Source organism: Paraburkholderia sp. WC7.3g, from assembly GCF_050436345.1.
Lineage (GTDB): Bacteria > Pseudomonadota > Gammaproteobacteria > Burkholderiales > Burkholderiaceae > Paraburkholderia > Paraburkholderia podalyriae.
The window spans coordinates 492,973-517,817 of the sequence record NZ_JBNDMA010000001.1 but is presented as its reverse complement, the minus strand read 5'-3'; the positions used below and the strand labels follow the sequence as shown (position 1 = coordinate 517,817).

Annotated in this window: 23 protein-coding genes; 18 read left to right on the top strand and 5 right to left on the bottom strand. The window is 63.5% G+C overall.

Going from position 1 to position 24,845, the window contains the following annotated elements; all coding sequences use genetic code 11:
- Window positions 1–107: 107 nt before the first annotated feature.
- Entirely contained in the window at window positions 108–1,100 is a 993-nt protein-coding gene (locus OKW43_RS02445; protein ID WP_187639754.1) for an IS5 family transposase, read from the bottom strand.
- A gap of 192 nt (window positions 1,101–1,292) precedes the next feature.
- Between OKW43_RS02445 and OKW43_RS02440 the strand changes: the two genes are divergently transcribed.
- The 7 genes from OKW43_RS02440 to phaC all read left to right on the top strand — a co-directional run bounded on the left by OKW43_RS02440 (window position 1,293) and on the right by phaC (window position 8,988).
- Window positions 1,293–1,754: a hypothetical protein gene (locus tag OKW43_RS02440; protein WP_187637076.1), complete on the top strand. Its 462-nt coding sequence runs from the start codon at window positions 1,293–1,295 to the stop codon at window positions 1,752–1,754.
- Window positions 1,755–1,877: 123 nt separating this feature from the next.
- On the top strand, window positions 1,878–2,882 hold the full coding sequence (locus OKW43_RS02435) for an AraC family transcriptional regulator (RefSeq protein ID WP_187637077.1): 1,005 nt from the start codon (window positions 1,878–1,880) through the stop codon (window positions 2,880–2,882).
- A gap of 212 nt (window positions 2,883–3,094) precedes the next feature.
- The gene (locus OKW43_RS02430; protein ID WP_429444989.1) at window positions 3,095–4,897 is read left to right on the top strand and encodes an acyl-CoA dehydrogenase; all 1,803 of its coding nucleotides are present in this window, start codon (window positions 3,095–3,097) and stop codon (window positions 4,895–4,897) included.
- A gap of 70 nt (window positions 4,898–4,967) precedes the next feature.
- Entirely contained in the window at window positions 4,968–5,717 is a 750-nt protein-coding gene (locus OKW43_RS02425) for an electron transfer flavoprotein subunit beta/FixA family protein (RefSeq protein ID WP_429444987.1), read from the top strand.
- 13 nt (window positions 5,718–5,730) lie between these two features.
- Window positions 5,731–6,678 carry an electron transfer flavoprotein subunit alpha/FixB family protein gene (locus OKW43_RS02420; RefSeq protein WP_429444985.1) on the top strand — a complete coding sequence of 316 codons (948 nt, stop codon included), beginning with the start codon at window positions 5,731–5,733 and terminating at the stop codon, window positions 6,676–6,678.
- Window positions 6,679–6,761: 83 nt separating this feature from the next.
- Window positions 6,762–7,232, top strand: coding sequence for a MaoC family dehydratase (locus OKW43_RS02415; RefSeq protein WP_429444983.1), 471 nt, complete (start codon window positions 6,762–6,764; stop codon window positions 7,230–7,232).
- A 13-nt stretch (window positions 7,233–7,245) separates the two neighbouring features.
- Window positions 7,246–8,988 (top strand): class I poly(R)-hydroxyalkanoic acid synthase, encoded by a 1,743-nt coding sequence (phaC, locus tag OKW43_RS02410; RefSeq protein WP_429444981.1) that lies wholly within the window; start codon window positions 7,246–7,248, stop codon window positions 8,986–8,988.
- A gap of 90 nt (window positions 8,989–9,078) precedes the next feature.
- On the opposite strand, the gene OKW43_RS02405 is transcribed toward phaC, so the two are convergent.
- Window positions 9,079–10,080: an AraC family transcriptional regulator gene (locus OKW43_RS02405; RefSeq protein ID WP_187636238.1), complete on the bottom strand. Its 1,002-nt coding sequence runs from the start codon at window positions 10,078–10,080 to the stop codon at window positions 9,079–9,081.
- A gap of 241 nt (window positions 10,081–10,321) precedes the next feature.
- On the opposite strand from OKW43_RS02405, the gene OKW43_RS02400 reads away from it, so the two are divergent.
- The 9 genes from OKW43_RS02400 (at window position 10,322) to OKW43_RS02360 (ending at window position 19,150) form a co-directional block, all read left to right on the top strand.
- A complete protein-coding gene (locus tag OKW43_RS02400; protein ID WP_187636237.1) occupies window positions 10,322–11,377 on the top strand; it encodes a 3-keto-5-aminohexanoate cleavage protein in 1,056 nt (351 codons plus the stop codon).
- A 157-nt stretch (window positions 11,378–11,534) separates the two neighbouring features.
- Window positions 11,535–12,857 (top strand): MFS transporter, encoded by a 1,323-nt coding sequence (locus OKW43_RS02395; RefSeq protein ID WP_187636236.1) that lies wholly within the window; start codon window positions 11,535–11,537, stop codon window positions 12,855–12,857.
- Window positions 12,858–12,964: 107 nt separating this feature from the next.
- Window positions 12,965–13,945, top strand: coding sequence for a quinone oxidoreductase family protein (locus OKW43_RS02390; RefSeq protein WP_429444978.1), 981 nt, complete (start codon window positions 12,965–12,967; stop codon window positions 13,943–13,945).
- A gap of 10 nt (window positions 13,946–13,955) precedes the next feature.
- Window positions 13,956–14,804, top strand: coding sequence for a TauD/TfdA dioxygenase family protein (locus tag OKW43_RS02385; protein WP_429444976.1), 849 nt, complete (start codon window positions 13,956–13,958; stop codon window positions 14,802–14,804).
- Between the two features lie 18 nt (window positions 14,805–14,822).
- Window positions 14,823–15,389: an RBBP9/YdeN family alpha/beta hydrolase gene (locus OKW43_RS02380; protein ID WP_429444974.1), complete on the top strand. Its 567-nt coding sequence runs from the start codon at window positions 14,823–14,825 to the stop codon at window positions 15,387–15,389.
- 32 nt (window positions 15,390–15,421) lie between these two features.
- Entirely contained in the window at window positions 15,422–15,778 is a 357-nt protein-coding gene (locus OKW43_RS02375; RefSeq protein WP_429444972.1) for a Rieske (2Fe-2S) protein, read from the top strand.
- Window positions 15,779–15,828: 50 nt separating this feature from the next.
- Window positions 15,829–17,454: a 3-(methylthio)propionyl-CoA ligase gene (locus OKW43_RS02370; RefSeq protein ID WP_187636231.1), complete on the top strand. Its 1,626-nt coding sequence runs from the start codon at window positions 15,829–15,831 to the stop codon at window positions 17,452–17,454.
- A 139-nt stretch (window positions 17,455–17,593) separates the two neighbouring features.
- Entirely contained in the window at window positions 17,594–18,739 is a 1,146-nt protein-coding gene (locus OKW43_RS02365; protein WP_187636230.1) for a porin, read from the top strand.
- A 30-nt stretch (window positions 18,740–18,769) separates the two neighbouring features.
- Complete coding sequence (locus OKW43_RS02360) at window positions 18,770–19,150, top strand: BON domain-containing protein (RefSeq protein WP_187636229.1); 381 nt, start codon at window positions 18,770–18,772, stop codon at window positions 19,148–19,150.
- A gap of 53 nt (window positions 19,151–19,203) precedes the next feature.
- Here OKW43_RS02360 and OKW43_RS02355 read toward each other — a convergent pair whose 3' ends face one another.
- Window positions 19,204–19,647: a VOC family protein gene (locus tag OKW43_RS02355; protein ID WP_187636228.1), complete on the bottom strand. Its 444-nt coding sequence runs from the start codon at window positions 19,645–19,647 to the stop codon at window positions 19,204–19,206.
- Window positions 19,648–19,779: 132 nt separating this feature from the next.
- On the opposite strand from OKW43_RS02355, the gene OKW43_RS02350 reads away from it, so the two are divergent.
- Window positions 19,780–20,220 carry a DUF1801 domain-containing protein gene (locus OKW43_RS02350; RefSeq protein WP_187636227.1) on the top strand — a complete coding sequence of 147 codons (441 nt, stop codon included), beginning with the start codon at window positions 19,780–19,782 and terminating at the stop codon, window positions 20,218–20,220.
- Window positions 20,221–20,440: 220 nt separating this feature from the next.
- Window positions 20,441–22,174: an IlvD/Edd family dehydratase gene (locus OKW43_RS02345; RefSeq protein WP_187636226.1), complete on the top strand. Its 1,734-nt coding sequence runs from the start codon at window positions 20,441–20,443 to the stop codon at window positions 22,172–22,174.
- A gap of 3 nt (window positions 22,175–22,177) precedes the next feature.
- On the opposite strand, the gene OKW43_RS02340 is transcribed toward OKW43_RS02345, so the two are convergent.
- Window positions 22,178–23,233, bottom strand: a complete 1,056-nt coding sequence (locus tag OKW43_RS02340) for a serine hydrolase domain-containing protein (protein ID WP_429444968.1) — start codon at window positions 23,231–23,233, stop codon at window positions 22,178–22,180.
- 43 nt (window positions 23,234–23,276) lie between these two features.
- A complete protein-coding gene (locus OKW43_RS02335; RefSeq protein ID WP_429444966.1) occupies window positions 23,277–24,569 on the bottom strand; it encodes an MFS transporter in 1,293 nt (430 codons plus the stop codon).
- Window positions 24,570–24,845: the final 276 nt, after the last annotated feature.

Genomic DNA, 24,845 nt, shown 5'->3' with positions numbered 1-24,845 from the left:
CTGCCCAAATTGCAGTCGAGACGGCGTCGAATTTTCCGGATGACAAAGCGATTCGACGCTCAATTCGCTGAATTGGACGCGCAAACGAGCCTCGCTGCTCGCATTTTTCATGCGCCTGACGGATTGCTCCCATGGACCGATCGCATCAGATTTCGCGCAATCACCAGATTCGCCAGAGCGAACAGGCTGAACAGTTGCGCGGTGTTCTTGGCCAAGCCCTTGTATCGGGTCTTGCGATGGTGAAAGAGGTTCTTGACGATATGGAACGGATGCTCAACTCGCGAACGGATCTGCGCTTTGGTTCGCTCGACCGCGATCATCAATTCCTTCAGCGCTCCCTCCTGCATCGCCCTGACCTTTCCCCGCTTGGCAGCGACGTTCCACTTCACGGTCTTACCCGCCATTTCCTCGCGCTTGTCTACGCCAATGTAGCCCGCATCGGCGAACGCCTGCTCCTCATGTCCGTGCAACAGGGCATGCGCTTGTGATACATCCGACACGTTGGCCGCCGTGCCAACCACACTGTGAATCAGGCCCGAATCGGCGTCGACGCCAATGTGGGCTTTCATCCCAAAGTGCCATTCATTTCCCTTCTTCGTTTGGTGCATTTCCGGGTCACGACTCTTCCCGGCGTTCTTGGTCGACGGCGGCGCTTCAATGATCGTCGCGTCAACCAGCGTACCTTCCTTCATCATCAGCCCACGCTCGCACAGCGAGATGCCAATCTCGTCGAACAACTTTCGTGTCAGTTCGTGTTCGATCAGCAGGCGCCGGAACTTCAACAGTGTGGTTGCATCAGGCACGTTCTCGACTGCCAGATCGATGCCAGCGAAGGCTCGCAGCGCGATGCTGTCATACAGCGCGTCTTCCAGTCCCTCGTCCGACAGCCCGTACCACTGTTGCAGAAAGTAGATCCGCAGCATTCGCTCCAGGCCAATCGGCGGGCGGCCTCGCGTGCCCTTCGGATAGTACGGCTCGATTGCCGACAGCAATCGCTGCCACGGAACAACCTTCTCCATCTCGGCGAGGAAGCGTTGGCGCCTCGTCACTCGCCTCTTGCCTGCAATTTCCGCTTCCGCGAAGCCAATTTGCCTCTTCATCATCGTGAGTCTGTTCCGTGAGCTGTCTTCTATAACGTCCTCAGCTACGCCGGCGATGACCGCCGAGCCGAATAAATCAGCGTTTCCTTAGGGGCTGGTGCGGTGTGTGATCCGGCGGCTGAGTCTTGAATGCGCAATCGCTTCCCCCACGCGGCTATAATCGCGCTCGAATCTGCCCAGGGAAGTCTACTCATGAAAAAGATCGCTGCCTTCGCACTCGTCGCCTGTGCACTTGCTGCCTGCTCGTCCCCGGAAAAGCAGGCGCAGCGCGTCCAACAGGACATCCTTCACAGCGAACCGAATCTCGCCGCCGCGCAACGCAACGCGGTGATCGATTGCACGCCGGCCAATTGCGATGCCGCCTGGGCGGCGACGAAGCGCTATATCGAGCAGCATTCCGACACGCACGTGATCCGCGCGGATGCGATCGCGATCGATACCGACGTGCCCGACGATTCGGGCAAAGCCGCTTTCTCAGCGACCCGCGCGGACAAGAGCACGGGCGGCGCGACGCTGTCGCTGTTCGCGCAGTGCCGCGGCATGTACGGGCCCGACAGCGAGAAGGGCTCGGACTACGACGAGTGCGCCGACAAGATCCTGAAGACTCAGAACGGATACGTGCCGTACCTTCGCTCGCACGCGTCGGCGCAGTAGGCGCCAGGCTACCGGTACCGCGGCGACCCAATCGCCGGCACTCGCGTAACGACTCGCTGAAGCATCGCCAGAATGCGACGGGAGGCGCTATGCTGATGCGTCTTCGCCTCGCGGAACCACCTCATGCACGCTCCTGGCGCAACCGTGCCGATCTCGCTCGTCAATGGTTTCCTCGGCAGCGTCGGGACTCGGCCGGATATCGTCGACCGGCATCTGTCGGCCGCGAACATCCCGCGTGCGCTTCTGGACCAGCCTGGGGCGCGCGTCACCGAGGAACAGTTCTCGACGCTCTATCGCGCGCTCGCGATCGAACTCGACGATGAAATGCCCGGCGTTTTCTCGCGGCCGCTGCGCAGCGGCGCGCTCAAGTTTCTGTGCCTGAGCCTGCTGGACGCGCCCAATCTCGAAACCGCGATGCACCGGTTCGGCCAGTTCTTTCATCTCGTGCTCGACGACTTCCGCTTCGAGTCGCGCCGGGGCGAACTCGTCGCGAGTCTGACGCTGCATCCGGGAAGCACGGGCGCGCAACCCGGCGTACTGGGCCAGGAATTGATGCTGAAATTGGCCCATGGGATTGCGTCGTGGCTCATCGGCCAGCGGATCGCGTTGTTGCAGGTGCAATTCGCCTTTCCCCGTCCGCCTCACGCGCTCGAGTATCTGTATCTGTTTCCCGGACCGGCGAAGTTCGACTGCCCTCAGACCTCGATGCAGTTCAGCAGTGCCTATTTCGACATGCCCGTGCGCCAGCGCAAGGCGAACCTGCGCAGATTTCTCGCTCGCGCGCCCGAAGACTGGATCTTCGTGTCGTTCAACGAGCAGCTTTTCAGTCATCGCGTGCGGGAATATCTGGCGTCCCGGCTACCCGACGTCCCGACCATCGAAGAGGCGGCCGAAGGCCTGCACTGTTCGGTCAGAACGCTGTGCCGTCGGCTCGCCGCCGAGGGCACCGCGTTTCAGGTGCTCAAGGACGAACTGCGCCGCGACATCGCGATCCTGCGCCTGACAGGCACGCGCGAGCCCATCGCCATCATTGCGGGCGACATCGGCTTCGGCGACCCGACCGCCTTTCACAGAGCGTTCCGTCACTGGACGGGCAGCACGCCGGCGGCCTATCGCCGGGGTGGCTGATCTCGTCACATCAATGCGTCGGCGATACGTGCCGACGCGGCTCCGACGCGCCGCCCACCCCCGCCGGCGTGGCCAGGGATGTCAATAGATCGTCCGGTTTGGACAACCGGGTAGGGCCTGTCCGGCGCTACGATTCAGCCATACGTTACCCCGGCCGCAGCGCCGCAAGACGGGTGACATCCCCTACGTACTATCTGATCGGAAGAATGGCAATGAGCTACGTCGCGCCTCTCAAGGACATGTTGTTTGCAATTACGGAACTGGCCGGCATCGACCAACTGTCGGGCTTGCCCGGCTGCGAGGACGCGACCGCCGACACCGCGCGGGCCGTGCTCGAAGAGGCCGCGCGGCTGCACGAGGGCGTGCTTGCGCCGCTGAACTTCGACGGCGACCGCAGCCCGAGCACCTGGAAGGACGGCGCGGTGAGCGCCACGTCCGGTTTCAAGGACGCGTTCCGCCAGTTCACCGAAGGCGGCTGGCAGGGTTTGCAACATCCGTCTGAATACGGCGGTCAGGACCTGCCCAAGCTGCTGTCGACGCCCTGCATCGAAATGCTCAACGCCGCCAACCTGTCGCTGGGACTGTGTCCGCTGTTGACCGACGGCGCGATCGAAGCGCTGCTGACGGCGGGTAGCGAAGAGCAGAAGCAACGCTACGTGCCGAAGCTGATCTCCGGCGAGTGGACCGGCACGATGAATCTGACCGAGCCGCAAGCCGGCTCCGATCTCGCGCTCGTGCGCACCCGCGCCGAGCCGCAAGCCGACGGCTCGTACCGGATCTTCGGCACGAAGATTTTCATTACCTGGGGCGAGCACGACATGACCGAGAACATCGTGCATCTGGTGCTCGCGCGCACATCCAACGCGCCCGAAGGCGTGAAAGGCATTTCGCTGTTCACCGTGCCGAAGTTCCTCGTCAATGAAGACGGTTCGCTCGGCGAGCGCAACGACGTGCACTGCGTATCGATCGAACACAAGCTCGGTATCAAGGCGAGCCCGACTGCGGTGCTGCAGTTCGGCGATCACGGCGGCGCGATCGGGCAGCTCGTCGGTGAGGAGAACCGCGGTCTGGAGTACATGTTCATCATGATGAATGCTGCGCGCTTTGCCGTGGGGGTACAGGGTGTGGCCATCTCGGATCGCGCGTACCAGCAGGCCGTCGCGTATGCGAAGGAGCGCGTGCAGAGCCGTCCCGTCGATGGATCGGCGAAGCAGCCGGTCGCGATCATCCAGCATCCCGACGTGCGGCGCATGCTCGCGACCATGCGCGCGCTGACCGAAGGCGCACGCGCGCTGGCCTACGTGGCGGCGTCGCATTGCGATCTCGCGCATCGTCATCCGGACGACGCGACGCGGGCGAAGCATCAGGCGATCTACGAATACCTGGTGCCGATCGTGAAGGGCTGGAGCACGGAGATGTCGCTGGAGGTGACGAGCCTGGGTGTGCAGGTGCACGGCGGCATGGGCTTCATCGAGGAAACCGGCGCCGCGCAGTACTACCGCGACGCGCGCATTCTGCCGATCTACGAAGGCACGACGGCGATCCAGGCGAACGACCTGGTCGGCCGCAAGACCATGCGCGACAACGGCGAGGTGGCCGGGATGCTGCTCGGGCAGATCGACATGACATTGGCGGGGCTGCAAGCGCATGCCTCGTACCGTTCGAGCGCCGCCTTTCAGGCGATGCACCGGCATCTGTCCGCCGGCCGCGAGTCATTGAACAGCGCGGTGCGCTACGTCATCGAGCACGTCAAAAGCGACCCGAACGCGGTGTTCGCGGGCAGTGTCTCCTATCTGATGCTCGCGGGCATCGTGCTCGCGGGTTGGCAAGTCGCACGCTCGCTCGTGCTCGCGGCCGACAAACGCGATGAAGATCCGGCTTTCTATGACGCGAAGATCGCGACCGCGCACAGCTACGCGACCCAGGTGCTGCCTCGTGCAGTCGCGCTCGAAGCGGCGATTCGCGGCGCTCGCGACGGCGAAGGCGCATTGGCGCTGCGCGAAGACCAGTTTTGATCGATCAAGAGACGTGATGTGCCATTTAAAGCGGTAGGGCTCGGCCCTATCGATAGGGAAGGAGAGTGTTGTGAGAGTTCTTGTAGCAGTCAAGCGAGTGGTCGATTACAACGTGAAAGTCCGCGTGAAATCGGACGGGACGGGCGTCGACATCGCGAACGTGAAAATGTCGATGAACCCGTTCGACGAAATCGCGGTGGAAGAAGCCGTGCGTCTGAAGGAAGCGGGCGTCGCGACCGAGGTGATCGCCGTGTCGGCCGGTGTGACGCAGGCGCAGGAAACGCTGCGCACCGCGCTGGCGATCGGCGCGGACCGCGCGATCCTGATCGAATCGAACGAAGACCTGCAGCCGCTCGCGGTCGCGAAGCTGCTCAAGGCGCTGGTCGACAGGGAGCAGCCGCAGCTGGTGATCCTCGGCAAGCAGGCCATCGACGACGACTCCAACCAGACCGGCCAGATGCTCGCCGCGCTCGCGAATCTGCCGCAGGCGACGTTCGCGTCGAAGGTGGTCGTGGCGGACGGCAAGGCAACGGTGTCGCGTGAAGTGGACGGCGGCGCGGAAACGCTGTCGCTGACGCTGCCCGCTGTGGTCACCACCGATCTGCGCCTGAACGAGCCGCGCTACGTGACGTTGCCGAACATCATGAAGGCGAAAAAGAAGCCGCTGGAAACGCTCAAGCCCGAGGAGCTCGGCGTCGATGTCACGCCGCGTCTGAAGACGCTGAAAGTCGCCGAGCCGCCGAAGCGCTCCGCCGGTGTGAAGGTGCCGGACGTGAAGACGCTGGTCGAGAAGCTGAAGAGCGAAGCCAAGGTGCTGTGAGGAGACCCAAGAAATGACGAACCTGGTAATTGCAGAACACGACAATGCGTCGATCAAGGCCGCGACGCTGAACACGATCGCAGCGGCACAGAAGATCGGCGGTGATATTCACGTGTTGGTCGCGGGTCACAACGCGCAGGCGGCGGCCGACGCCGCAGCGCAGATCGCGGGCGTCGCGAAGGTGCTGCTCGCCGACGCGCCGCAACTCGCCGCAGGCCTCGCGGAAAACGTCGAAGCAACGGTGCTGACGCTGGTGCAAGATGCGGCGAAGCACTACACGCACATCCTCGCGCCGGCCAGCGCCTACGGCAAGAACATCGCGCCGCGTATCGCGGCGAAGCTCGACGTCGCGCAGATCAGCGACATCACGGCCGTGGATAGCGCCGACACGTTCGAGCGTCCGATCTACGCGGGCAACGCGATCGCGACGGTTCAGTCTCAAGATCCGGTCAAGGTCATCACCGTGCGCTCGACGGGCTTCGACGCGGTCGCCGCCGTTGGCGGCAGCGCAGCGGTCGAGAAGATCGAAGCGGCAGCCGACGCCGGCATCTCGCAGTTCGTGAGCCGCGAAGTGACGAAGCTCGATCGTCCGGAACTGACGAGCGCGAAGATCATCGTGTCGGGTGGCCGGGGTCTGGGCAGCGGCGAGAACTACACGAAGGTGCTGGAACCGCTGGCCGACAGGCTCGGCGCGGCGCTCGGCGCCTCGCGCGCGGCCGTCGACGCGGGCTTCGTGCCGAACGACTATCAGGTCGGCCAGACGGGCAAGATCGTCGCGCCGCAACTGTACGTCGCGGTCGGCATCTCGGGTGCGATCCAGCACCTCGCGGGCATGAAGGACTCAAAGGTCATCGTCGCGATCAACAAGGACGAAGAAGCGCCGATTTTCAGCGTCGCCGATTACGGTCTCGTTGGCGATCTGTTCGCCGTCGTGCCGGAGCTCGAGCACGCTCTGGGCTAACCGCATCCAGCGGTGAGATCCCGTCCCCATGCGTAGTATGCATCCAGCACAGGGCAAACACGTGCCCAGCAAGTGGAACAATCATGAATGAGCTTAACGGATACGATTTCGAAGACCTGCGACCGGGCATGAGCGCCCATTTCGCCAAGACCATCACGGAGGCGGACATTCTGCTGTTCGCGGGCGCGTCGGGCGACATCAACGCGGTTCACATCAACGAGCAGTTTGCGCAAACGACACCCTTCAAGGGGCGCATCGCTCACGGGATGCTGACCGCGAGCATCATCTCCGCGGCAATCGCGGGGCGGCTGCCTGGCCCGGGCACGATCTATCTCGGTCAGAACCTGCGTTTCAAGGCGCCGGTTCGACCCGGCGACACCGTTCAGGCAGAAGTTATCGTCAAGGAACTGATTCACGACAAGCGCCGCGTGGTGCTGTCCACCGTTTGCACGGTCGGCGGCAAGGTGGTGATCGAAGGCGACGCCGTGGTGATGCCGACGTCGTGCGCCGACCGTGTCGAGGCGAGCGCGGCTTCCGCCGTCGCCAACGGATGACAGCGAGTTCGCCATGAGAATGCCATTTAGCATGCCACACGAGTTCTCCACGGGCTGGGTCAACGCCGGCTTCGATTTCTGGCGCATTTCGCCCGTCATGGATGGACACGCGACGACGGTGCTCGACGCCGAGCGCGCTGATATCGATTCCAACGGGCTCGTCGCGCGAGGCACCATGACGCACGCGAGCACCCAATACCTGCAACAGCAGGCGGAACTGTGGGGCGACGCCGTCGCCGGGCTGATCGGCGCGCGGCCGGCAGTGAAGTCGGTCGCCGAGCCCGAGCACGGAGACCGGCGGTTTCACGCCGACGACTGGTCCAGCATCGGCTGGTACAGCCTTCTGAAACAGAGCTATCTGATCAATGCCCGGGCGCTCGCGGAACTCGTCGAGGCGAGCACGCTCGATGAAAAGGACAAGCACAAGCTGCGCTTTTTCACGCGTCAATTCATCGACTTCGCGAGCCCCGCGAATTTCGCCGTGACGAATCCCGAGGTCATCCGGGCGGCGGTGGAATCGGGCGGATCGAGTCTGCTCGCGGGCTTGACGCAACTGCTCGACGACCTGGGCAACGGCTCGATTTCGATCACCGATCAAAGCGCGTTCGAAGTGGGCCGCAGCGTTGCCACATCGAGCGGCGCGGTGGTCTATGAAAACGATCTGTTGCAGCTGATCCAGTACGCACCGCTGACGCCGAAGGTCGCCGCAAGACCGCTCGTGATCGTTCCTCCGTGTATCAACAAGTTCTACATTCTGGATCTTCAGCCGGAAAATTCCTTCGTGCGCTTCGCCTGCGAGCAGGGGCTGACCGTGTTCGTCGTGTCTTGGCGCAATCCGCAGCAGGACATGGCGCAGACCACATGGGACGCCTACCTCGAGGATGGCGTGATGCAGGCGATCAGCGTCGCGCGAGCCATCAGTGGGGCCGACAAGGTCAACGCATTGGGCTGGTGCGTGGGCGGCACGATGCTGTCGTCGGCGCTGGCGATCATGCGTGCGAACGGCGAGGACCCCGTGGCGAGCCTGACGCTGTTGACGGCGCTGCTCGACTTCAACGACCCGGGTGATCTCGGCGTCTTCATCGACGAGCAGGGTGTGTCGCTGCGCGAGCGGACGATCGGTGGTGGCGGGCTTTATCCCGGGCGCGAACTCGGCTTCGTATTCCAGTCGCTGCGTGCCAACGATCTGATCTGGCCGTATGTCGTGAACAACTACCTGAAAGGCAAAACCCCGGCTGCGTTCGATCTGCTTTACTGGAACGCGGACACGACCAATTTGCCCGGCCCGATGTACAGCTACTATCTGCGCAATATGTACCTCGAAAACAGTCTGTGCGTGCCGAACAAACTGACCTGTTGCGATACGCCCGTCGATCTCGGCAACATCGATATGCCGAGCTATCTGATGGCGGCCGACGAAGATCACATCGTGCCGTGGCGATCCGCGTATCGATCGACGCAGTTACTGGGCGGTCAAACCGAGTTCGTGCTGGGGGCAAGCGGCCATATCGCGGGCGTGATCAATCCGGCGTCGAAGAACAAACGCAGCTACTGGACCAACGATACCTGCGACGAGAATGCCGACGACTGGCGCGCAACGGCGGTTCAGCGGCGCGGTAGCTGGTGGAATCACTGGATAGACTGGGTCAAACAGCATTCCGGCGAACAGATCGAGGCGCGTGCGAAGCTCGGCAATCGAAAGTACAAGACCATCGAGAGCGCGCCGGGCCGGTATGTGAAGCTTCGTGCCGCATGACCGGATGGCCATGGCGCGTACCGCGTGAACGGAGGGTGATGTTCAGTGCATCACCCTCCGTTTTTTTGTCTTCACTTGCGGCGCGCCTCATCATTTCGAATGGCTCGCGCGCCAGTGGCGCGGCGTCATGTGGAAGCGAGACACGAACCAGTTCGTGAACGATCCCTGTTGCGCATAACCGAGAAGCGCGGAGACCCGTCCGATCGGATAGCTGGGATTGCTCATGTAGCGCACGGCAAGTTCTCCGCGGACTTCCTCCACCTGATCCGAGAAGCTGGTGCCGGCCGAATTCAACTGGCGTTGCATGGTGCGCACGCTCAGACGCAAATGACGAGCAACCAGCTCGGCGTTCGCCTGCTCGAGCGGCAGCAGCAGGTAGATCGCCTTGCGCACTTCGAGCGCGGCCGATTCCGCACCGGTCACGTTCAGCGGAGACGCAAGGCTCTCCGCATAGCGCACGAGTTCAGGGTCGGCTAGCGGATTCGGGTAGTCGAGATCGGCGCTCGCGCAAACGAACCCGTTGAAGTCGCTGCCGAACTCCAGCGGACAGCCGAAGAAGCGCCGATGAAACGTCAGGTCCGCGGGCGCCGGGTGCGTGAAATGGACCTCGCGCGGTTTCCAGAACTTGCCGAGCAGCGCGCTGGAGTGCCGCGCGAGGACACCGAGCGCCAGCTCGATCGCCTGCGTTGTCGGGGTACCCGGTTCGACGACGAGTTCCTCCCGAATGGTGACCGTTTTGTCCGCGTCCTCGACATGGACCGCCAGCGCTTCGTTCAGCAGATGACGGTATTGGGCCGCAGCCAGCAGCACTTCGCGCAGCGTGCGTTTGTGCGCGAGCAGGACATTGACCACGCCGCTGCCGAAGGTCTGCCGCGTTTCCGCCATTTGCAGCGCGAAAGTTGGGCAGGAGGCCTTTTCGGCCGTCATTTCCAGCAGCCGGCAGCAGGCGGCGATCGGTACGCGATCGTCCGGATTCGCGAGCGCGCCGGCATCGATGCCGGCCTGTTTCGCGAGCTCGACCGGATTCAGTCCGAGCCGTCGCGTCACTTCGAAATAGCCGCTCATGGCTACCGACGTCACCCTTGTTTCCATCGTGGTTTCTCCGGACGCATTCACATGCGGGGTCATTTTCTTGTCATTAAACGCTTGCTTCGCGCACAGATTGGTGTTAACGCGAAGTGGCACGAATGGCTAAAAGGATGGCGCCCAATCATAAAAGTGTAGCGTGCGATTGCCGTATCGTGGGTACATGGCGTTCGAAATGTTCCAGCGAATTTCAAGCGACTTCGCGACATCGGAACAGCGTCACCCCAAACTGGACGGAGGCAAACAAATGCAGTTTCTCGACGATTCGCTGCACCCTGAGAATCAGGACAAGGTAGTCATCACAACGGCGCCGTACGGCCCGGAATGGATGCCCGAGGACTTCCCGGAAGACATCCCAGTCACCATGGACGAGCAGATCCAGAAGGCCGTCGATTGTTACAACGCCGGCGCCACGGTACTGCACCTGCATGTGCGTGAACTGGACGGCAAGGGCTCGAAGCGCCTGTCGAAGTTCAATGAACTGATCGCGGGTGTGCGTGCCGCGGTGCCCGACATGATCATTCAGGTCGGTGGCTCGATTTCGTTTGCACCGGAAGATGAAGGACAGAGCGCGAAGTGGCTGTCCGACGACACGCGCCACATGCTGGCCGATCTCGAACCGAAGCCCGATCAGGTGACGGTCGCGATCAACACCACGCAGATGAACATCATGGAGCTGCTCTATCCGGAGTATCTGGAAGGCACCTCGCTGTCCAACCCCGCGTTCATGACCGCCTATAGTGAAATGACCGTTCCGGCTGGCCCCGCATGGGTCGAGGAGCACCTGCGCCGCCTTCAGGCTTCGGGGATCCAGCCGCACTTCCAGCTCACCGGCATCCACGCGCTCGAAACGCTCGAGCGCCTCGTGCGCAAGGGCGTGTACAAGGGACCGCTGAACCTGACGTGGATCGGTATCGGTGGCGGCTTCGACGGCCCGAATCCGTTCAACTTCTTCAACTTCGTGCATCGCGCGCCGGATGGCTGCACGCTCACCGCCGAGTCGCTGCTGAAGAACGTGCTGCCGTTCAACATGATGGCGATGTCGATGGGCCTGCATCCGCGCTGCGGCATCGAGGACACGATCATCGACCAGCACGGCAAGCGCTTCACGTCGGTGCAGCAGATCGAGCAGTGCGTGCGCGTCGCGCGTGAACTGGGGCGCGAGATTGCCACTGGTAAAGAAGCGCGCGAGATCTATCGTATTGGTGTGCAGTACGAGACGATCGACGAGACGCTCGTCGCCAACGGTATGGCGCCGAACCGCCAGGCCGGCGTCAGGAACATGCCGCTGCGCGCGGCGTGATCGCCGGGAGCCCGGACCGACGCGTAAGCCGAGGCCGGGCTTCACGGATAGCGCTCCCCGGCGCATAGCGGGGAGCCGGTAGCGGAATCCATAACAGGTCGTTGGCCCTCGCGGGCAAGGCGGCCGCCAGGGCGTCAGACAGGAAGGAGACAGAACCATGCTGATTCAGCATGCTGGGCCCACGACGGGCGAAGTTTCGGCAGCACAGACGGGCGTGCGCGCTTATGCGTGGGTGGTGTTTGCGTTGACGGTCGGGTTGCTGCTTTCCGACTACATGTCGCGGCAGGTATTGAATGCCGTGTTTCCGCCGCTCAAGGCCGCATGGCATTTGTCCGACGCGCAGCTGGGTTCGCTCAGCAGCGTGGTCGCGCTGATGGTCGGTGTGCTCACGTTTCCGCTGTCGGTGCTCGCCGACCGCTGGGGCCGTGTGAAGAGCATCGTGCTGATGGCGGCGATGTGGAGTCTCGCGACGGCGGGCTGCGCGGTCGCGACGAGCTATGGCCAGTTGCTGCTTGCGCGTGCCTTCGTCGGTATCGGCGAAGCGGCCTACGGTAGTGTCGGCATCGCGGTTGTCCTGAGCATTTTTCCGGTGCGGCTGCGCTCCACGCTGACCGGCACCTTCATGGCGGGCGGCGCATTCGGCTCGGTGCTGGGCATGGCCCTCGGCGGCGCGGTGGCGGCTCACCTCGGCTGGCGTTCGGCATTCGGCGCAATGGCGGCGATGGGGATCGTGCTGGTCGTGATCTACCGCCTGGTCGTCACCGAAAAGCGTCTCGTGCAGCTGCAGCCGGCGAGCGTGACGAGGCAGGCGCAATCGCGCGGCGTGTGCATGAGCCTGCGCGCGCTGATGCGGGGACTGTTCTCGACGAAGTCCGTGGTGTGCGCTTATGTGGGCAGCGGCCTTCATCTGCTGGTTCCCGCCGCTGTGTGGGCGTGGTTGCCGAGCTTCCTGAATCGCTACTACGGCATGGCCACCGGCAAGGCCGCGATGTGCGCAGCGGTGTTCGTGCTGATAACCGGGGTGGGTATGGTGGTGTGCGGAAACCTCGCTGACCGGCTCAGCAAGAACGCCCGGGAACGCAAATGGGTCGCCGCGATCGCTTTCTGCCTCGCCTGTTTCGTCCTGCTCGCGATTGGCTTCCAGATGCCCGCGGGGCCGTGGCAACTCGTCGTGATCGGTGCCGGCATGTTCTTCTGCGCCGGCGCGAGCGGCCCGTCGGGCGCGATGGTGGCGAACCTCACGCCGCCGACGATTCATGCCTCGGCGTTTGCGACCCTGACGCTCGCGAACAACCTGCTGGGCCTCGCGCCGGCGGCTGTCCTCACCGGCATTGTCGCCGATCGGATCGGGCTGCTGGGTGCGTTGCAACTGGTGCCGTTCGCACCGCTCGTCGCGGCTGCCGCATTCATGATCGGCAAACGGAACTACTCGGGCGACCTGGATCGTCTGAACACCCTGCGTGAGCAGGCCGCACGCTGACATCGCAGCGCGCCGCACGGACGACGTGGTGAACAGAACCCGTCACTGCGCCGCGGGCGCAACGAACTCTGCAGATTGCAGATCTTGTAAAGAATTGGAGATTCAACATGGCAAAGGCAGTTCGCTTTCATGAAACCGGTGGTCCCGACGTCCTGCGCTACGAGGACGTCGAAGTGGGCAACCCCGGCCCCGGACAGGTTCGCCTGCGCCATCAGGCAGTGGGCCTCAATTTCGCCGACACCTACTTCCGCAGCGGCCTGTACCCGGTCCCGCTGCCCGCAGGGATGGGCGTGGAGGCCGCGGGCGTGGTCGAAGCCGTTGGCCCGGACGTGACGAACGTGGCAGTGGGCGATCGTGTGACCTACACGGGCTTTATCAACACGCTCGGCGCGTATAGCACCGAACGCCTGATTCCGGCTGCGCCGCTGATCCGGCTGCCCGATGCGATCGACTGCGAAACGGCGGCCGGCATGACCATGCGCGGCCTGACCGCCGCGTATCTGATGCGCCGCATTCACGACTTCAAGGTGGGCGACACGATCCTTCTGCATGCCGCCGCCGGCGGTGTCGGCCTGATCGTTTCGCAATGGGCGAAGCTGCTGGGTCTGACCGTGATCGGCACGGTTTCGACCGAGGCCAAGGGCGAGGTGGCCCGCGCGCACGGCTGCGATCACACCATCAACTACAGCCGCGAAGACGTCGCAAAGCGCGTACGCGAACTGACCGATGGTGTCGGCGTGAACGTGGTGTTCGACAGCGTCGGCAAGGATACCTTTGAGGCCTCGCTCGATTCGTTGAAGCGCCGCGGTCTGATGGTTTGCGTCGGTACGGCTTCCGGCCCGATTCCGCCGTTCAATCCGCAACTGCTGGCGATGAAGGGCTCGCTCTATCTGACTCGCCCGGCGCTCGCGGACTACATCGCCGACCCGGTCGAGAAGAACGAGCTTGCCGGCGAAATCTTCGAACTCATCGCGTCGGGACGCATCAGCATCGAGGTCAATCAGCGTTATGCGCTCGAAGATGCGGCGCAAGCGCATCGGGATCTGGAATCGCGTAAGACGACGGGTTCGTCGGTCTTCGTGATCTGAGGAGCTAGTCATGCGAGTCGAACAATTGACGTACTCGATCGGCGCCGAACTGACCGGGGTGAATCTCGCCCATGCGATCAACGACGATGGCCTGTTTGCCCAGATCCGCTCTGCGCTGCTGAAGCACCGGGTTCTGTTCCTGCGCGACCAGGACATCACGCGCGCCGAACACCTGGCGTTTGCGCGCCGCTTCGGCGAACTGGAAGACCATCCGGTCGCGGGCAGCGATCCGGAGCATCCGGGTCTCGTGCGCATCTACAAGACCCCGGATCAGCCCAACGACCGCTACGAAAACGCGTGGCATGCCGACGCCACGTGGCGCGAAGCGCCGCAATTCGGCGCCGTGCTGCGCTGCGTGGAGTGCCCGCCCGTCGGCGGCGACACGATGTGGGCGAACATGGTCCTCGCCTATGAGAATTTGCCGGCGCACGTGAAGACGCAGATCGCGGACCTGCGCGCGCGCCACAGCATCGAGGCGAGCTTCGGTGCCGCGATGCGGATCGAAAAGCGGCTCGCGTTGAAGGCGCAGTTTCCGGACGCCGAGCACCCGGTCGTGCGCACGCACCCGGAGACGGACGAGAAGGTGCTGTTCGTGAACGCCTTCACCAGCCATTTCACGAACTATCACACGCCTGAACGCGTGCGTTTCGGACAGGACGCGAATCCGGGCGCGGGCGATCTGCTGCGCTATCTGATCAGCCAGGCGTACATCCCCGAGTACCAGGTGCGCTGGCGCTGGCAGAAGAACAGCATCGCGATCTGGGACAACCGCAGCACGCAGCACTATGCGGTGATGGACTACCCGCCGTGCCATCGCAAGATGGAACGCGCCGGCATCATCGGCGACAAGCCGTACTGAACTAGCAGGTAGCTTCCCATGAATTACGAATTGAAACCGACCATTCTGATGGTCCCGGGCCTGCGCGACCACGTCGCGGAGCATTGGCAAACCCTGCTGCAGCAACGGCTGCCGAAAGCGCTGTCGGTGCCGCCGCTCGAGCACGACAAGCTCAGTTGCGCGGCACGCGTCGCGGCGCTCGATGCCGCGCTCGCGAGGATCGACGGCCCGGTGATTCTGGTCGCGCATAGCGCGGGCGTGATGATCACCGTGCATTGGGCGGCGCAGCACAAGCGCGAGATTCACGCTGCGCTGCTCGCGGCGCCCGCGGACCTCGAGACGCCGATGCCGGCGGGCTATCCGGAGCTGGATACGCTCGAGCAGAACGGCTGGTTGCCGATTCCGCGCAAGCCGCTGCCGTTCCCGAGCATCGTCGGTGCTAGCCGCAACGATCCGCTCGCGCGGTACGAGCGTGTACAGGACATGGCTCAGGACTGGGGCAGCCGCTTCGTCGATCTCGGCGAAGTGGGGCACCTCAATCCCGCTGCGGGCTTTGGCGAATGGCCGATGGCGGAGACGTTGATTCGCCGCCTGGTACTGATGTGACGCGGCCCGCGCCGGATCAGAAGGAGTCTGGGATGTCGCGTCAGAGCGTGGTGGGTGTTGCCGGTGAGCTCGCGCCGGGCCAGCGCAAGCTGGCCTTCATCGATGGCCGCAGCATCGTGCTGTTCAACATCGAAGGCACGCTTCACGCCATCGACAACGCATGTCCGCACAACGGGGCCTCGCTCGCGAGCGGGAAGCTGGAAGGCTGCATGTTGCGCTGCCCGGCGCACGGTTTGCGGTTCGACGTGCGCACGGGCTGTATGCCGGGAACAGGCGGATTGAGTGTGACGACCTTCCCGGTCGGAATAGTGGATTCAAAGGTGGTGGTGAGTCTCGACGCGCCGAACGCGACGCCCTCGCAGGCGCGAGCCGGCAGCGCGGCAACGTAAGGCCGGGTAGGCCGGGCGCGAGACGCCACAACCAATCAGGAGACGGAAAGATGCAAGGCTTGATGATGCAGCAGTCGCTGCTGGTTTCCGCGCTGCTCACGCATGCGGAGCGCCATCACGGCGAACAGGAAATCGTGTCGCGACGCGTGGAAGGAGACATCCATCGTTATTCGTATCGGCACCTCGCGCAGCGCGCGCGCCGTATGGCCAACGCGCTGTCGACGCTCGGCGTCGGCCAGGGCGAGCGCGTCGCGACGCTCGCGTGGAACGGCTATCGCCACATGGAGCTCTATTTCGCGGTGTCGGGCTCCGGGTCCGTGCTGCATACGCTTAACCCGCGACTGCACGTCGACCAGCTCGCGTACATCATCGAGCATGCGGAAGATCGTGTCGTGTTCTTCGACCTGACCTTTCTGCCGCTGATCGAGAGCGTCGCGCCCCGGGTGAAGAGCCCGAAAGTATTCGTGGCGATGACCGATCGCGCGCACATGCCGCAAGCGAACGACCTGACCGGCATGCTGATGTGCTACGAGGATCTGCTCGAGCTGCAAGACGACGTTTTCGAATGGCCGCTGCTCGATGAAAACAGCGCGTCGTCGCTGTGCTACACGTCGGGCACCACCGGCAATCCGAAGGGCGTGCTGTATAGCCATCGTTCGACCGTGCTGCACACCTACGCGGCGGCGCTGCCCGATTCGCTGAACTGTTCCGCGCGCGACGTGATCCTGCCGGTCGTGCCGATGTTCCATGTGAACGCGTGGGGACTGCCCTACATCGCCTGCATGGTCGGCGCGAAGCTGGTGTTTCCGGGGCCGGCGCTCGACGGCAAGTCGCTCTATGAACTGATCGAAACGGAACACGTGACGCTGTCGGCCGGCGTGCCGACCGTGTGGCAGGGACTGCTCACGCATGTCGATGCGATGGGCGGGACCTTCTCGTCGATGCGACGCACGGTGATCGGCGGCGCGCCGTGTCCGACCGCGATGACCGAGGCGTTCCAGAAGCGCCATCGGGTCGAGGTGCTGCACGCGTGGGGCATGACCGAATTGAGCCCGATCGGCACGGTCTGCAGCTTCAAGGCGCATCAGCAGTCGCTGCCGATGGACGATCAGTACAAGATTCAGGCGAAGCAGGGACGCGCGCTGTTCGGCATCGACATGCGGATCGTCGACTCCCACGGTAATGAATTGCCGTGGGACGGCGAGAGCGCTGGCGATCTGCAGGTGCGCGGTCACTGGGTCACGCTGCAGTACTTCGGCGCCGACGTCGAGTCGCCATTGTGCGACGGCTGGTTTCCGACCGGCGACATCGCGACGATCGACCGGCACGGCTTCATGCAGATCACCGATCGCAGCAAGGACGTGATCAAGTCGGGCGGCGAATGGATCAGTTCGGCTGCGATCGAAAACGTCGCTTATCTGCATCCGGAAGTCTCGACTGCAGTGTGTATCGCCGCACGGCATCCGAAGTGGGACGAACGGCCGCTGCTGCTGGTCGTGAAAAAGCCGGGCAGCGAGCTGACCAGCGACGAACTGCTGTCCTTCTTCAACGGCCGGGTCGCGCGCTGGTGGACTCCCGATGCAGTGGTGTTCGTCGACACGGTGCCTATCGGCGCAACAGGCAAGGTCCTGAAGAACCAGTTACGCGATCAGTTCGGCAACTACTACCTGCCCTGACGCGCGGCTCTCGCAGCAACGCAGTTCGAATCACGCAACAAGGCGACCGGGTGAACCCGGCGCTCACATAACCACCAACCATCTTGAAGCGACCGCAGCATCGGCTTTTGCGCCACCGCCGGTACGCGAAGGAGACACAATGAAGTTGAAGTCAAGTAGCGCTATCGTGTTGGCCATTTTCGCCACCGCGGCTCATGCGCAGTCGTCAGTGACGCTTTATGGCGTAGTCGATACCGGGCTGCTGTATCAGAGCACATCGGCGGCTACTTTTCTGCCGCACGCGCCGAACACGGGCAAAATTTATCAGCTGAAGGACGGCGGCATCTATTCGAGCTTCTGGGGTGTGAAGGGAAGCGAAGACATCGGCGGCGGCTACAAGGTCAACTTCAAGCTGCAGGGTGCGTTCAACACCGCGAACGGCAAGTTCGGGCTGTCCGACACGCCGGGCGTTACCGCGATCTTCAACCAGTACGCGACGGTCGGCGTATCCGGGCCGTTCGGTACCTTCGACGCTGGCCGGCAGATCGTGCCGATGATCTACGCGATGGCGGAAACCGACGTCCGCGGCGCGCAGTATTTCGGTAGTATTCTGACCGCGTGGCTGGGCGTCAATCAGGCGGCCGGCTGGCCCGGCACCAGCACGAACGCGCCGATCGGCGCGCTGTACGACAGCAACGCGCTCGTCTACAACTCGCCGAAATTCCATGGCGCGTCGCTCGCGCTCGAGTACGCGCCGGGCGGCGTCGCCGGTCAATTCCAGGGCGGCACGCGCGAGTCGGCCGTGCTCAAGTATTCGAACTACGGTCTGAATCTGTCCGCGTTGTATTACAACGGCCACGATACCAACCCGTACCCGATCACCTACCCGGCGGCGCCCGCTATCCCGGCGACCGGGCTTGCGAACAACCGTTTCTACTATTTCGGTGCGATGTACACGATCGCCGGATTTTCGGTGTCGGCCTCGTACGGCGCCGGCAAGAACCCGGCCCATAGCAACACCGCGGACTTCGAAATGATCTCGGGGGGCCTCGGCTACCAGATCAATCCGCGTTTCAAGATCACGTCCGGGTACTACTACCTGAAAGACAAGAACAACTCGGCGAACCATTCGAGCGAAGTCGCCGTGGGCGCGGAATACAACCTGTCCCAGCGCACAAGGGCGTACGCGCAAGTGGGTTACGTCGACAACAAGGGGACCATGAACCAGACCATCGTCTATGGCGCCCCGGTTGCGCCTGGCGTGTCCACCACGGCGGCCATGATCGGCATCCGTCATAGCTTCTGATTACGTCATCTATAACAACTGGAGTATTCGATGAAAAGCATTCAGGCACGCGCGTTGGCGATTGCCACATTGATTCTGGCCGCGTCCGGCAACGCATGGTCGCAGCCGGCGGCCAGTGCACCTTCGAGCATGCCGGGCGCATCCGCGGCTGAAGCTAACGCCGCATCGCCCGTCAGCGAAAGGAAAGCCAATCGCGCGCTGCGTCGGCAGGTGTATGCCGCCATCGGCAAGCACAAGGAGATCAGCGCCGGCAATATCGGCGTCACCGTAAAAGGCGGCACGGTGACGCTCAATGGCACGGTCACCGACGCTTCGCAGGTCAATCAGGTCGCGGAGATCGCGAAAGGCGTTGCTGGGGTGACTTCGGTGACCAACAAGCTGACCGTGCAAAAACCGTTGGGTGGAATGTAAAAGACCTCACGCATCGGGGGGATTAAGCGCGAGGAGCCCACTATAACAAGCCACTATCTGTCGAACAGCGCCGTGTAACGGCGCTGCATCTCTTCAGGCGTGAGCGCTTCGATCTGCGCGCCGAGCAGCCATTCGTGGCCGTACGGATCGCGCACGGTCGCCGAGCGTTCGCCATAAAAATGATCGGTTAGCGGGCGGACCACGGTTGCGCCCGCTTTGACCGCTTGTGCGACGAGCTGGTCGACGTCGTCGCAGTGGATATGCAGCAGCACACCCGGCCGGTTGTCGCCGGTCGGTCCGAGCATGCCGTGCTCGGGATATTCATCGGATAGCATCACGGTCGCGGGACCGATCTTCACTTCGGCATGACCGATGCGCCCGCCTGGCTCGGTCAGGCGAAACTGCTCCATGCCGCCAAATGCCTGTGCGTAGAACTCAATAGCCTGCGCGGCATTGCGCACTCGCAGATACGGGTAGACCTCGTGAATCGCGTTCATCGTCACCTCCCGGTTGCGGGCGAATGATCGGCGGAAAACGCGGTGCTTCGCCCGCGGACGTGCGCCAGCGACCCGAAGGGGGACTAGAATAATCAGATCGCTACGGCATCCTATTGGTTCGAGCTTACCCCAATGAACGCTTCCGAACATATCGACGAACTGATCGCAGGCCTCATCGACTGGCGCGGCGCCACCTTCGCTCGCATCCGTCAATGCGTGCTCGCGGCGGACCCGGACATCGTCGAGGAGTTCAAGTGGATGGGCAGCCCCGTCTGGTCACGCGACGGCATGATCGCGGTCGCCAACGCGCACAAGGGCAAGGTCAAGCTGACCTTCGCGCACGGGGCGGCCCTGGCCGACCCGGACGGCCTGTTCAACGCTGGCCTCGAAGGCAACGCACGGCGCGCGATCGACTTCCTCGAGGGCGACGAGGTCGACGAGCGCGCACTGGAAGCGCTGGTGCGCGCCGCGATCGACTACAACCGGAGCCATCTGAAGAAGAACGCTCGCTCCGCGCAACCGAAAGCCTCCAGTAAGAAGGCGGCCGGCCAGGCGAATACCGGCGAGGCCTGAAGTCGGCACAGTCCGTTCGCCCAATGGCCGCGCGCGCCGGCGGATCGATACCAGAATTGATATCGATATCACCCAAAATATAATTGGAAAGATATCAACCTGCTCCGTACACTTCACCATCCCTGGACACTGAGCGGCAACCGTGCGCAGTAGCGCCGGGGTGCGCCGCTTCAGTCAAATTGGCCGGTGAGGGTCCCGGCACATGCATCAAGGACCTAGCATGTCGGAAAAAAAGCGGAAATTGCGCTCGGCCGAGTGGTTCGGCACGGCTGACAAGAACGGCTTCATGTATCGAAGCTGGATGAAGAATCAGGGCATTCCCGATCACGAGTTCGACGGGCGTCCCGTGATCGGTATCTGCAACACGTGGTCCGAGCTGACGCCGTGCAACGCGCACTTTCGCAAGCTCGCTGAGCACGTGAAGCGCGGCGTCTACGAAGCGGGCGGCTTCCCGGTCGAGTTCCCGGTGTTTTCTAACGGCGAATCGAATCTGCGCCCGACCGCGATGCTCACGCGCAATCTCGCGGCGATGGACGTCGAGGAAGCGATCCGCGGCAATCCGATCGACGCGGTCGTGCTGCTGACCGGTTGTGACAAGACGACCCCCGCGCTGCTGATGGGCGCGGCGAGCTGCGACGTGCCGGCGATCGTCGTGACTGGCGGCCCGATGCTGAACGGCAAGCTCGACGGCAAGAACATCGGCTCGGGCACCGCGGTGTGGCAACTGCACGAATCGCTGAAGGCCGGCGAGATCGATCTGCATCAGTTTCTGTCGGCCGAGGCGGGCATGTCGCGCTCGGCGGGCACCTGCAACACGATGGGCACCGCGTCGACGATGGCCTGCATGGCCGAGGCGCTCGGCACGTCGCTGCCGCATAACGCGGCGATTCCCGCGGTCGACTCGCGCCGCTACGTGCTCGCGCATATGTCGGGCATCCGGATCGTCGAAATGGCGCTCGAAGACCTGAAGCTATCGAAGATCCTCACGCGCGAGGCGTTCATCAACGCGATTCGCGTCAATGCGGCGATCGGCGGCTCGACCAATGCGGTGATTCATCTGAAGGCGATCGCGGGACGCATCGGTATCGATCTCGAACTCGACGACTGGGTACGCATCGGCCGCGACACGCCGACGATCGTCGACCTGATGCCGTCGGGCCGTTTCCTGATGGAGGAGTTTTATTACGCGGGCGGCCTGCCGGCCGTGCTGCGCCGGCTCGGCGAAGCGAACCTGCTGCCTCATCCCAGCGCGCTGACGGTCAACGGCAAGTCGCTGTGGGACAACGTGAAGGATGCGCCCAACACCAATGACGAGGTGATCCGTCCGCTCGACAAGCCGCTCGTAGCCGATGGCGGCATCCGCGTGCTGCGCGGTAACCTCGCGCCGCGCGGCGCGGTGCTGAAACCGTCGGCGGCGACGCCCGAATTGCTCAAGCATCGCGGACGCGCGGTCGTGTTCGAGAACCTGGAGCACTACAAGGCGCGCATCGTCGACGAGACGCTCGACGTCGACGCGAATTCGGTGCTGGTGATGAAGAACTGCGGGCCGAAGGGTTATCCGGGCATGGCCGAAGTCGGCAACATGGGCCTGCCGCCAAAGCTGCTGAAGCAGGGCGTGAAGGACATGGTGCGCATTTCCGATGCGCGCATGAGCGGTACCGCGTACGGCACCGTGGTGCTGCACGTGACGCCGGAAGCGGCGGCCGGTGGCCCGCTCGCCGCGGTGCAGGACGGCGACTGGATCGAGCTCGATTGCGACGCGGGCACGCTGCACCTCGACATCAGCGATGCGGAACTCGCGCGCCGTCTCGCGCAGCATGTGCCGCCCCAGCCGCCGGAAGGTGGCGGCTACCGGCGCCTGTATATCGACCATGTGCTGCAGGCCGACGAGGGTTGCGATCTCGACTTCCTCGTTGGGTGTCGAGGTTCCACCGTGCCGCGGCATTCGCACTGACGGCTAGCGGCCGAGGCTGTCGACCGCGTCTAGCACGAGCCCGAAAAACTCGTTCGCCGCGGCCGGATTCAGCCAGCGCACGACCACCGTCATGCGCCGCTCCGGTTCGACCCACGTGAACGAACTGCCTGCGCCGACGCCGAAATAGCTCGACGCCGGCACGTTCGGAAACACCTTGCGCCCGGTGTTGAGCCACACTAGGTACCCATAGAACGGCGCGATCGCGCACGGCGTGCGCATGCGCGCGATCCATTCGGACGACAGCACGCGCTGGCCGTTCGCGACCCCGTCGTCGAGCAGCATCTGCGCGATCTTCAACTGGTCGTTCGCGCCGACCGACATACCGCCGCCCCAGTGCGTGCCGCCCGGCACCGACTGCATGCGTCGCCCGTCGATCTCGACCCACGCGTTGTCGTAGCCGACCCATTGCCAGTTTTCGCTCGCGCCCGAAGGTCGCATGATCGCTTCGCGAAACACCTCGGACAGCGGCTGACGGAACAGATGCAGCAGCGCGAGCGAGAACTGGTTGATGCGGACGTCGTTGTATTCCCAGTAGGTGCCCGGCCGTTGCAGAGGACGTAGGTCGCCCTTCTTACCATCGGGCGGCGCGGCGAAATTGACCGCGCGGTAGTGGTCCGCCTGATCCGACAAACCGAAGTACGTGCCGCGCCATTCGCTCGTTTGCTGCAGCAGATGCGCCCAGCTGATAGGCGCGTTGTGTTCGTCGTCGAAGCCGATGTTGGGCACGCGCGCGCACACCGGTTCGTCGACGTCGGGCAACAGGCCGCGATCGTGCGCGACGCCGGCGAGTAGCGCGAGGTACATCTTCGCGACGCTGAAAGTCAGATCAGCGCGATCCGGTTCGCCCCAGCTCGTCAGCACGCGGCCGTCGACGGCGATCGCGCCGGACACCGGCCCGCGATCATGCACCGGACCGAGCAGCTTGTTCCACGGCGGCGGGTCGTTCACGTGCACACCCCATGCGCCACCCACATGGCGGTCCCAAAGCGATTCATGATCCACCGCGAATTGCACGGCTTGCCGCAAACGGTCTTGCATGGATAAGGTCCTGTCGGTTCAACGAAGCCAGCGACACTGAGGCTTAGCGTACGTGCAGTCGCACGCGTGCCCACATCACCGTGAAAAGGCTGAGCAAGGCTGCGAGCATCAGATAGAGGCCGGGTGCGAGATTATTGCCGGTCGCCGCGATCAGCGCGGCAACGGCGAGCGGCGTGAAGCCGCCGAACACGGTGGTGCCGATGTTGTAGCCGAGCGCCATGCCAGTCGTGCGGGTGCGAGTCGGGAACAGCTCGGACATCAAGGCCGGAATCGGCGCGAAGTAGGTCGCCTTCAGCAACGCGACCCACGTGACCGCGGCGAGCAACGAACCGAGCGACGGGTGCGCGTTCATCAGCACGAAGGCCGGATAGACGGTCGCGAAGAACACCACGCCGGCGCCGAGCATGATGCGCACGCGCCCCACCTTGTCGGACAGATGACCGACGATCGGCGTGAGCACCATCATGATCAGACCGGCGACGAGCGTCGCGATGAAGCCCGACGACGGCGCCAGCCCAAGCTGCCGCGCCGCGTACGTCGGCATGTAGAGCAGCATGTAGTTGGCCGTGGTGGTCAACACGAGCGCGCCGATCGACACGAGCACCCGTTCCTTTTGCGTTGCGAGCAATTCGCGCACCGGCGCGGCGGATTTTTCCGCGCGCTCGAACTCTGGCGTTTCGTCGATGCGGCGGCGAATGTAGAACCCGACCGGACCGATCAGCATGCCGAACAGAAACGGAATGCGCCAGCCCCAGCCCTCGAGTTGCGCGGGCGTCAGCGTGCTCGTCAACACCGCGCCGAACAGCGATGCGAGCAGCGTGCTCGCGCCTTGGCTCGAGAACTGCCAGCTCGCCATGAAGCCTTTGCGCGCCGGCGCATGTTCGATCAGAAACGCGGTCGAACTGCCGAACTCGCCGCCCGCCGAAAATCCCTGCAACAGCCGCGACGCGAATACGCCGATCGGCGCGAGCACGCCGATCGCCGCGTATGACGGCATTATCGCGATCATGCCGGTGCCGAGGGTCATCATTGCAATGGATAAAGTCAGCGATGCCTTGCGGCCTTTGCGGTCGCTGAACGAGCCGAGCGCGAGCGCGCCGATCGGTCGCGCGAGATACGACAGCGCGAAGGTGCCGAGCGTGAGCAGCAGCGACACGGTGCGGTCGTGCACCGGAAAAAACGTACGCGACAGCACGGCCGCGAAGTAGCCGTACACGACGAGATCGTAGAACTCCAGCGCGTTGCCGATCGAGGTCGCGAGAATCAGCCGCGATACGCTCGAACGCGAGTCGTGCGGCGCGAGCGCGTCGGCGGTGGTGACGGAGTCCATGCTCATGACGAAGTCCTGTGGCGGCGTGTGGGGGCGCGCCGGCAGTGTCTCGAGGGCGGAGCGGGCGCGGGATTCGAAGCGTGACCCGATCTTGGCGTGGACGATATTGATCGACAATTACAATATTTGGCAGATAGCGTTGCCGAAAAGGCAAAGCACAACTGTGATGATCCAGATCGGGAACACTGAGCTGCCCGACTGAATTCGCGCCGCAAACGAAAAAGCGCCCTGGGCAGGGCGCTTTCCATCGATGCAGCCACGCAGGGAACACAGGTGTTCCCC